The sequence below is a fragment of the Robiginitalea sp. genome (genome assembly GCF_049588695.1).
Taxonomy (GTDB): Bacteria; Bacteroidota; Bacteroidia; order Flavobacteriales; family Flavobacteriaceae; genus Robiginitalea.
Genome location: NZ_JBAVZJ010000126.1, coordinates 1 through 9727 on the forward strand (window position 1 = coordinate 1; position 9727 = coordinate 9727).

The following is a 9727-nucleotide window of genomic DNA, read 5'->3' on the forward strand; positions in this document are numbered from 1 at the left end:
GTATATGGGTCGTGAAATTGCCTATGTCATGGGATACCAGGGGATGGGATGGCTCGAACGCCCGGAGCGCGAAGCCGAAGAGAAAACTTCTACCCTTATTGAAAATCTCGAAATCCGCCCCGAAGACCGAATTGCAGATATTGGAGCGGGGTCCGGGTACCACGTTTTCCGTATGGCGCCCCTGGCCACGAAAGGAAAGATATACGCCGTGGACATTCAACCTGAAATGCTGGAGGTGATTGAACGTCGTAAAAAAACCATGGCTATTGACAATATCGAACTGATCCCGGGGGATGAAAAAAGTGTGAACCTGCCGGAGGACTCCGTAGATAAAGTCCTGATGGTGGACGTATACCACGAATTCAGTTTTCCGGCCGAAATCATGCGATCTATTAAACGGGCCCTCAGTCCGGGAGGAAAGGTCTACTTGATTGAATACCGGGGGGAAGACGAATCTATCCCTATAAAGAAACTACACAAAATGACTGTAAATCAGGCTGTAAAGGAAATGAAAGCGGTCGGGTTTAAACTGGAATCCAACCTTTCAAATCTTCCCAGGCAGCACTGTATGGTCTTTGTTAAGGAGTAAACGAAACAAAAGGTTCAGGGATATTAAGATCTTACCACTGGCCCCAGGTATTTCCAAAACCTCTAGTAAAAGCCCGGTTGGACATTCCAAAATAAGTGGCTGATTTAAAGGCCTCAAAATAAAAATCAGCTACTTTTGTCGGAATTATAAATTCCCCCTGGAGTTCCGCAGTGTTCCTACGGTCTTCCGCTTGTACAGACCTGTATAGGTCGCCTGAGCAGAAACCGTAATTTCGCCGCAAGTCTCAGGTCTAAAACAGCAACCTCAACGGTTTTTAATGAAAACCCTTATTAACAGTGTAATTACCGGTACCGGAAGTTATATTCCCCAACGACGCATAGATAATGAAGAGTTTCTCTCCGCCGAATTTCACGATTCGAACGGAGCCAAGCTCGACAAATCCAATCGGGAAATCATCGACAAATTCCTCGAGATCACTACCATCTCTGAAAGGCGGTATGCCAAGAAAAGTACAATGACCTCTCATATGGCCACCTGGGCCGCCGAGCAGGCTATTGAGGCCTCGGGGATTGACAAAGAAACCCTCGATTATATCATTGTAGCCCATAATTTTGGGGATCTGCACGCCGGGGAAACGCATACAGACATGGTTCCAAGCATTGCGGCCCGGGTCAAGCACAGGCTGCAGATTAAAAACCCGGAAACCGTTGCCTATGACATGATCTTTGGCTGTCCCGGATGGTTGGAATCCCTGATACAGGCCAATTACTTCATACAATCGGGTGATGCGCACAGGGTGCTGGTTATCGGAGCTGAAACGCTCTCCAGGATCTACGATCCCCATGATCGGGATGGAATGATCTACGCGGACGGGGCAGGAGCTGTAATCCTTGAAGCCCGGGAGGGAGAAACGAAAATGGGTGTACTCGCACATAAAACCCGTTCGGATACCCTGGTCTATTCCCAGATGCTTTACATGGGTAAATCGTACAAAAAAGACGATGTCAACGGAGCAGATCGCTATTTAAAGATGCATGGACGCAAACTTTATCAATACGCCCTGGAACACGTTCCCCAGGCCATCAAAACCTGCCTTGAAAAAAGTAACATCCCCATAACGGCTGTTAAAAAACTGCTGATCCATCAGGCCAATGGCAAGATGGACGACGCTATCTTAAAACGGTTGTATGCGCTTTACGGGATCGACAAAGCCCCGGAATGTGTTATGCCTATGACCATTTCCTGGCTCGGTAATTCCTCTGTAGCTACGATCCCAACCCTGATGGACCTCATCGCCAAAGGGGAAATGCCCGGTCATGAAATAAACCCCGGGGATGTCATCGTCTTTGCCTCTGTAGGAGCGGGTATGAATATCAACGCCATGGTATATCGGGCGTAAATTTCAGCGGCACGTAGTCGGTTCTATTGCCTATCTTTAATTCATGGAAAAAGACGTAAATAAAGATGGGTATGTACACCTGTATTCCGGATCTGAAGTCCGGGTGATCCTGTTAAAAGGACTCTTGGAGGATAAGGGTATTCAGACCATGGTCCAGAATGAATTTCAATCTGGTGTATTTGCCGGATTTCCGGGAGGAACTGGCACCACCATCCGATTAAAAATCCACCCTTCTGATTTAGAAAATGCACAATCCATTCTGGAGGACTTTATCCAAAATCAGCAATAATTTAAAGGTTTGAGTTTCAACTTGCCTTACAAAGCGCAATTTCTCATTCCGTTGAATATTGCCTTGTTTTTCCTTTTGACTTTGTTGCCGGGCTTTACTTCTCTGGCACAGGGAACCGAAGGAACTACATCGACGCTTCTTATCGACACTCATGAGGTTGTATCCCTGTCAGGTTCCAGACAATACATCAGAATAAAGGGGTCGCCCGCAAACCCGGTACTCCTTTTTTTAGCCGGAGGGCCGGGAGATTCCGTTACAGGGAGGATGAAGCAGATGTTTTCAAAACTCTCCACAGCATTTTTGGTCGTCCTTTGGGACATTCGAAGTACCGGGGAAACGGCTAAATTGGATAATCCGCCCAGGGTTTTCTCACAGGAATTGTTCGAGGAGGATACCCGGGAACTGGTGGACTATTTGTTGCGACAATTCAAAAAAGAGAAACTCTACCTGACCGGTTTTTCCTGGGGTTCGGTCCCGGGGTTTTATATGGCGGGCCATCACCCTGAAAAACTTCACGCCTTTATCGCCGTGAACCCCATGATCGATCCGATGCAAAGCGAGGCTATTTCCCTTGAAGGCCTTAAGAAAGATGCCCTTGCGGATGGCAATAACGAGGCACTCTCTGAGCTTTCCCAGGTGCAACTTCCCTTTCAAAATGCGGAACAATTATACTATTCGAGAAAATGGCTTTTCACAAAAGAAGGCAATCGGTTTGGGCAAAAAAAAGCCTTTAGAAAATATGTTTTTAACTGGTCTGATACCTGGCTGGATGTTTTTAACCAGGCTGTCATGACCAATTTATTTGAGACATTGCCCACCCTGGAATGTCCGATATATTTTATTATTGGAAAAAAGGATTACCGTATCGATTACAGGATCGCCCAGGACTACTACAAGCAGGTAAAGGCCCCCAATAAAGACTTCTTCCTGTTTGAGGATTCCGGACACTTGCTTCCTTACCGCGATCCAAACCGCTTTCAGGAAACGATTATCGACTCCATTCTGAAAAAATGAAGCTTCATGAAAACTGTGTTGCACATAGCCTGCCGATTCCGGATGCCATGCAAGTCATTCATTATCGCGGCAATATTCTGTTTAGCCAGCGGAGCGCTGACAGCTCAAATTCAGGTTTCCGGCAAGCTGTTGGCAAGGGATACAAAAACGGCGATACCCTTTGCCAATATTGGTATCGAAAACAGCACAGTGGGGAGCCTATCTGACGCAGATGGCACCTTCACAATAGATATCCCAGAGTCCTTCGAGAACCGGGAGCTGCTCTTCTCCTCTCTAGGATATCAACCCCAGTACTTCACAGTCAGGGAACTGGCACAGGCGAAGGAAATCTTGATTTATCTCGATTCAAAAGCCTTTGAGCTGGACCCCATTACCCTGATCCCGGAAAAGTCCGTCAAACGAAAATCGGTAACCCTGGGCAATGGTAAAAGCCTTTTACTCTCGGGGCAATTGGCCTATGACAGTATTTACGCCGGTAGCGCCATAGCATTGCGGATCGACAAAAAAGGATATCCCGATCTTCCCTACCTACAAAAGGTTTCCCTGTTTATCGCAGGGAATAAGTCTCCCGAATTCAAAGTTAGGCTTCGGTTTATGGCTGTGGATCAGGAAAACGGCGGTGTTCCGGGAAAGGATCTGGTAGACGATCAGATCATCGAATACTCAAGCATGCGAAAAGGGTGGTTGACGTTTGAATTGCCCCGGGCGTATCACCTTGAGCAAGAAGTTTTTTATGTGGTCTTCGAATGGATACTGGAAAAAAAGGATCGGAAATATATCGCGGATACTTATGAAACCTACGTCCGGGAACATCCGGATCGCGTGACCTACGATACCCTTATGATTGAAGGAAAGGAAGTTGTAGATATCCAAATTGGCAAAATCCTTGCAGGAACCCTTTTTGGAACTACAAATTCCAAATCCGACCTGAAAAACCATCCCACCTATTACAGGAACAATAGCTTTGGTTCCTGGGTGCGCTCGGGCTCGACCCTCTCGGCCAGGGTAGAAATTGGAAACTACACGGCGTACCCATGATCTTACCCCCCCTCCTACCCCTAATATTTCTATCTTTAAAAAAATCAACAGTGTGAAACAATTCTATTGGATGGCAATGGCCCTGCTGCTCTGGATAACCTCTTGTGAAAACGGGGATACCTCGGAGAAACTGGCGGGCTTTGAGGTGTTCTGTGAAATGGTCTCCAGCGGTGCCAAACCTATCGCACTCAGTCACCCTATGGATTCGGCATCGGCAGATGCCCTTTGGGATGCCTTTGAGGCCCTGGCCCGGCAATACGAAGTAGCGCTCTACCGGGAGGACGATTTTCCACAGACAGCCCTCTTCCCCCCTTCCCTCACTGAAGGAAAAACCGTTATCCTCATTTACACCAGGAATCGGTTAACCCAATATGAACAGCTGAAATCAGACATCCGTGCAAACTCTGAAAAAGCACCCGAAGCCCAGGAGGCCCTGGCTCGCCGTTTCGGGCGACTCCTCGGGTATGATACGGAAGGGATCAATGGATTACTTTCAAAAACGATCGGACACCGAACCCTCGCTTCTTTCGGGGTTTTGAGCCAAACCACCCATCTCTACTACGAAGACCTGGAAAAAGCACAAAATTTTTACGGAAATACCCTTGGCCTGCAAAGTTCCGACTCCCTGCGTTTCCAAATTAGCCAGGACGCCTATATTGAATTGCATCCGCAGGACGACGCACATCCGAAGGATCAGCCTAAATCTACTGCAATTGCTTTGCTTACTGATCAGCTGCCGGAGTGGTATGCGCTGATGCAAGAGCGTGGAGTACCCATAAAGTATACCTACAAACCCAAAACAGGAGGGGCTCACGACGGTTTCGTCGCCGTAGATCCCGAAGGCTATCTCCTGGAGTTTGAAATGTTTAAACAGCATCCCGAAAACGAACGCCTTATAGCGACCCTGTCTGATGCCCCTGAAATCCATACCGGAGGGGGAGGGCTCCATTTTTACGGATCCATCACCTGGACCTATCATCAGGACCTGCTAAAAATGCAGCAGTTTTATCAGGAGGTTCTTGGATTTACGCTGGTCGCTGATCAGGGATGGACCAGGATTTATCAAACGGCTCCCTACAGTTACATCGGGCTCGTGGACGAATGCCGCGGGATGGAGGACTTCGCGGAGTCCAAGGCGGTCGAACTCGAGTGGCGCATTGAAAATTCAGGGGCGTTCGACACCTATGCCGACGAAAACTGGGGAGACTACCAGTATAAAGGGTACGCGTTTTACGGACCGGAACACTATCGGTATGTACTCCCTGCCGGGGATTGAAGCCACCAAAAACAACTTGCTAAACTACCTCTAAAAAAACTTACGATGCGCTATTTCTTACACCTGTTGCTAGTTTTTATTGTCGTCCAAAGTGGCCTGGCCCAAAATGAAAATTCGCCTGGGAAAGTATTGACCGATAGTTTGGAAGCCATTTATGACTCAGGATCCCTTGTGGGCTTTTCAGTAGCCCTGGTCAATGAAGATGGCATTCAGTACGTCCGGGGTTTTGGTAGTGCAGACCTCACAGCCCAAAAAGCCTACGAAATCAACACCATTCAGAATATAGCTTCCATATCCAAGACATTTATCGGTATCGCCCTTTTAAAAGCACGGGAGCTGGGGCTGCTGGACCTGGACGAGCCTGTCAACACCTACCTCCCCTTTGAAGTAATACACCCGTACCATCCGGAGTCTCCTATTACCCTGAGGCATTTGGCAACCCATACCTCCGGGATCACAGATCCGGACGAATACGACGAGAAAGGATATATTCTTCGCAATGCCGAAAACGGTGAGGACGCCGTCTATGATGACTTTCTACCCCCTTCACAAATGCTGTCACTGGAGGAATTCCAGCAAAGGATTCTAAGCAAAGACGGGCAGTGGTACCGAAAAAGAACCTTTTTAAAAAAGAAACCGGGAGAACGTTTTGAGTATTCAAATATCGGGGCAGGCCTCGCGGCACTGGCCCTTGAAAAAGCCACCGGAACGCCCTTCAGTGCGTTCACCCGTACCCATATATTTGAACCACTCGAAATGACCCATTCAGGCTGGTTTCCCGAGGAAGTCGATTTTTCAAAACACTCCCGCACCTATACAGATGCAGGTATCCCGATTGCCCCATATACCCTGGTGAATTTTCCCGATGGTGGGTTGATGACCTCGGCAGAAGATCTCGGAAAATACCTCACTGAACTGATTCGCGGATATACAGGCAAGGGTAAAATCCTGTCCCCTGAAAGTTTTACAGCGCTTTTTACCCCCCAGCTTCAGGCGGCACAATTCAGCAGTCGAAGTGACGGAGTCTACAATGACGAATACAATATGGGCGTGTTTATGGGGTTTTCAGCCCATGACCAAATCGGGCATACCGGGGGGGACCCCGGGGTAAGTACTTTTATGTTCTTTAATCAGAAAACCGGTAAAGGAAAGCTCATGCTGGTCAATACGGACTTAAACAAAAAAGGCGTAGAGACCTTTAAAGCAATCTGGAAGACCCTTGAAACATTCGAAGGGCAGTTTTGAATGCGAACCTAAGTAAATTGGTCATCTAACCCACAAACCTATCTTTTCTTTGAGTGCGTTCCACCGTCTCTGCAAAATGAGCCGAGGACGCTATACCTTAGTCCCAAATCGTTATCTTTAAGAGTATCCCGGATCAGAGGTGCCCGGGCCTGGGACCAGCCCTAACAGATATGGGCTCAAGGCCGCTATATTGAAGAAAAAGGAACTGAACGGGCGTCTGCACTTCTGGATTTTCACCAAAAGAATGACTACCGCGAGCAGCTCCTTCTTAAACCTTTGAAAAGTCGTAGTTGCGAATTAAAACGGCTTATATTCGAACTTTTGCCCTCCGACAGAAATGTCGCCCATCAGGCCCCCTTTGGTATGCGTGAAAACAGCTACTCCATCGGTGTATTTCACATTCCCACTGGTACCTGCAGTTACGGCTGTGGCTGAAATACCGGCGTCAAATTCATAATCTCCTTCCTTAAATTTCTCCACATCTGCCTCGGTCTTAAAGAAAATCACTTGAATAAGGGCCTCACCACCGGCCTGCAGTCCCACGCTGACCTTTTTCAAGCTACACATACCCACTTTTTTGCCGTATTCAAAAAGGACGCCATTTCCTGAGGCGCCACCAAGGATAAAACCTCCTTTACCTACATTGGGGAAAACCGCCGCCCCGGCAGATTTATTAAAATAATCCCTCATCTCCGGGTCGATTTTCACTAACGTAGCCACGGCTTCATCGGCATCCGCAATAATTTTCTGATCTTTTTCGCTTTGAGCTGAAGCTGTAAGCCCTAAACTACCCGCCAAAATAAGCGCAATTACATACTTAATTTTTTTCATTTCTCGTGTTTTTTAAAGAGAGGGTAAGGTAGTGAAATAAAGGCAATTCGGTGACCCGAAACATAAAAAATAAGGGGGGGATTATACTATTGTTTCAACAAGGTGGGAAAGGCTTTCGTCAAAATACGATTTGGATTACGTTCAGGGTTTCAAAAGAATGCAGATTGGACTACCATGTATACTCGGGAGGGGCTATCCCGCAAAGGCGCAAATACAAATTTGCTTTGGCCCGGTGATTCGCCATATGATCCTGGACGTAGAACAGTGCGAAGGCCCGGCTGACAGTATTTCCGCTGTGGTACATCACACAAGTCTCATCCAATTGGTCCTGGTCTATGCTATAAATAACCTCGGTGGTGTAATCAAATCCTTTTTCGAGCAGATTTATGATCTGCTCCCGTGTCATCAAAGCGGCATCCGGGGGGTTGGGGGTTACTTCCATACCCTGAACATACCGCCGGGTCAGCAGTTCTATAGTATAGCCAATATGCACCATTTGCTCTCCGAATGTCTTGCTGACGGGGGTGGGTTTAAAGGTGTATAAACTATCGGGCATGGCGCGGGCCACCTCAAGACAATGCTCCCGGGCTTCCTGCCACACGGGCAGGTACATTTTAGTAAAGGGGGTTTGTGGAATGCGCACATCCTGGGCAGAGAGCACCCCTCCTATCCACAGGGTGAACAGGAGTACAACTATTTTTTTCATTTCCCGGCATCTTTAAATGAGTTCAACGGCTATACCGTTTAAATGGGTTTCAGGAAGGTAAAATAGGTAAATTAATGCTTTCAGGGTTCGTGTGCGGACTGACTTTCCTCAAATTCCCTACTTTTAAACAATGGCCATCGATCCCTGGGGTACTGTTCAATGCAGCAGGACCTTTCAAAGTTGAGGGACTAATTTAAAACGTATATGAAGGTAACCGCCTGCCTGATACAGGATAGTCCTGTTTTTTTTGACAAATCCAAAACGCTGGAAAAAGTTGAAAGACTAACCCGAAAACACGCGCGGGAGGGTTGCGAACTCATTGTTTTCCCGGAATCCTTTATCCCGGGGTATCCCAGGGGATTTACCTTCGGGGCAAAGGTCGGGAGTAGGGATGCGGAAGGGAGAAAGCTCTTCCGGGAGTATCACCTCAACAGTATCGACCTTCAGGGTGCAGATTTGAAGCGACTGGAAAAGCTGGCCCGTGAAGAGCAGGTATATCTGGTGATTGGTATTACCGAAAAACAGGGCCAAAACGGGAGCCTGTACTGTTCCATGTTATACCTCTCCCCTACTGACGGACTTCTGGGAGTACATCGCAAGATCAAGCCTACCGGTACGGAACGGCTGATATGGGCGGAAGCAGACGGATCTTCCCTGGTGACCTTTCAAACGAAAATCGGGAAACTCGGAGGCCTGATCTGCTGGGAAAACTATATGCCCCTGGCCCGGATGTCCATGTATCGAAAAGGTGTGGAAATCTATGTAGCGCCAACGGCGGATTCCCGGGCCGGCTGGACGGCAACCCTGCAGCACATCGCCCTGGAAGGACGTTGTTTTGTCCTGGGCTGTAACCAGTTTTATACCAAATCCATGTACCCGGACCCGTACAAATCCCTGGTGGAAGAGGAACCTGAAAATCTCTGCCCGGGTGGCAGCGCTATCGTATCCCCGATGGGTGAACTCCTCGCCGGACCCTTATTCAATCAGGCGGGGGCGTTGCGGGCTGAACTGGATTTAGATTCTATTATCCCTTCGAAAATGGATTTTGACGTCAACGGGCACTATACCAGGGGAGATATCTTTCAATTGCACATAAAAGGACAACCCGAGACAGGTTTGGAAGGGGAGGGCCCGGACGTCTAGTCCAAAGATCCATTAGATACCGGGCATTAAACACCTGTCAAGAGAACACCGACCTGATATTAGGCTAATATCCCTGATCGGGCGATTGAAATTAAGGGCAAAAATTTTCCTACTTTTAAAGATGACCCAAATTATAAATAGTAAACCCCAATATTTAGCTCTTAGTATCACCAACCTTTAAACCCCTTTATCGATGAAGTTCTTCCCGAAACTCCTGTTTTTTCTCAGTATCCTGT

General features: G+C 47.8%; 10 protein-coding genes. 8 read left to right on the forward strand and 2 right to left on the reverse strand.

Going from position 1 to position 9727, the window contains the following annotated elements:
- From WBV75_RS02845 to WBV75_RS02875, 7 genes are all read left to right on the forward strand, one after another.
- The coding region (locus WBV75_RS02845; protein WP_424119146.1) for a class I SAM-dependent methyltransferase at positions 1-589 on the forward strand (589 nt) is incomplete at its 5' end.
- Positions 590-866: 277 nt separating this feature from the next.
- A complete protein-coding gene (locus tag WBV75_RS02850) occupies positions 867-1949 on the forward strand; it encodes a 3-oxoacyl-ACP synthase III family protein (protein WP_424119147.1) in 1083 nt (360 codons plus the stop codon).
- A 43-nt stretch (positions 1950-1992) separates the two neighbouring features.
- Positions 1993-2238: a DUF2007 domain-containing protein gene (locus WBV75_RS02855; protein WP_424119148.1), complete on the forward strand. Its 246-nt coding sequence runs from the start codon at positions 1993-1995 to the stop codon at positions 2236-2238.
- A 9-nt stretch (positions 2239-2247) separates the two neighbouring features.
- Positions 2248-3252, forward strand: coding sequence for an alpha/beta fold hydrolase (locus WBV75_RS02860; protein ID WP_424119149.1), 1005 nt, complete (start codon positions 2248-2250; stop codon positions 3250-3252).
- Positions 3253-3258: 6 nt separating this feature from the next.
- Positions 3259-4290 carry a carboxypeptidase-like regulatory domain-containing protein gene (locus tag WBV75_RS02865; protein ID WP_424119150.1) on the forward strand — a complete coding sequence of 344 codons (1032 nt, stop codon included), beginning with the start codon at positions 3259-3261 and terminating at the stop codon, positions 4288-4290.
- Between the two features lie 52 nt (positions 4291-4342).
- Positions 4343-5566, forward strand: coding sequence for a VOC family protein (locus WBV75_RS02870; protein ID WP_424119151.1), 1224 nt, complete (start codon positions 4343-4345; stop codon positions 5564-5566).
- Between the two features lie 45 nt (positions 5567-5611).
- On the forward strand, positions 5612-6811 hold the full coding sequence (locus tag WBV75_RS02875; RefSeq protein WP_424119152.1) for a serine hydrolase domain-containing protein: 1200 nt from the start codon (positions 5612-5614) through the stop codon (positions 6809-6811).
- A gap of 297 nt (positions 6812-7108) precedes the next feature.
- On the opposite strand, the gene WBV75_RS02880 is transcribed toward WBV75_RS02875, so the two are convergent.
- Together WBV75_RS02880 and WBV75_RS02885 are read right to left on the reverse strand one after the other, a co-directional pair.
- Positions 7109-7642, reverse strand: a complete 534-nt coding sequence (locus tag WBV75_RS02880) for a YSC84-related protein (RefSeq protein WP_424119153.1) — start codon at positions 7640-7642, stop codon at positions 7109-7111.
- Positions 7643-7811: 169 nt separating this feature from the next.
- Positions 7812-8348, reverse strand: a complete 537-nt coding sequence (locus tag WBV75_RS02885; protein WP_424119154.1) for a DinB family protein — start codon at positions 8346-8348, stop codon at positions 7812-7814.
- A gap of 204 nt (positions 8349-8552) precedes the next feature.
- Here WBV75_RS02885 and WBV75_RS02890 point away from each other — a divergent pair, with 204 nt between their 5' ends.
- Positions 8553-9491, forward strand: coding sequence for a carbon-nitrogen hydrolase family protein (locus tag WBV75_RS02890; protein WP_424119155.1), 939 nt, complete (start codon positions 8553-8555; stop codon positions 9489-9491).
- Positions 9492-9727 lie beyond the last annotated feature (236 nt).

Coding starts and splice junctions, on each gene's coding strand:
- WBV75_RS02850 (WP_424119147.1), top strand. CDS start 867: ATGAAAACCCTTATTAACAGTGTAATTACCGGTACCGGAAGTTATATT.
- WBV75_RS02855 (WP_424119148.1), top strand. CDS start 1,993: ATGGAAAAAGACGTAAATAAAGATGGGTATGTACACCTGTATTCCGGA.
- WBV75_RS02865 (WP_424119150.1), top strand. CDS start 3,259: ATGAAAACTGTGTTGCACATAGCCTGCCGATTCCGGATGCCATGCAAG.
- WBV75_RS02875 (WP_424119152.1), top strand. CDS start 5,612: ATGCGCTATTTCTTACACCTGTTGCTAGTTTTTATTGTCGTCCAAAGT.
- WBV75_RS02880 (WP_424119153.1), bottom strand. CDS start 7,642: ATGAAAAAAATTAAGTATGTAATTGCGCTTATTTTGGCGGGTAGTTTA.
- WBV75_RS02885 (WP_424119154.1), bottom strand. CDS start 8,348: ATGAAAAAAATAGTTGTACTCCTGTTCACCCTGTGGATAGGAGGGGTG.
- WBV75_RS02890 (WP_424119155.1), top strand. CDS start 8,553: ATGAAGGTAACCGCCTGCCTGATACAGGATAGTCCTGTTTTTTTTGAC.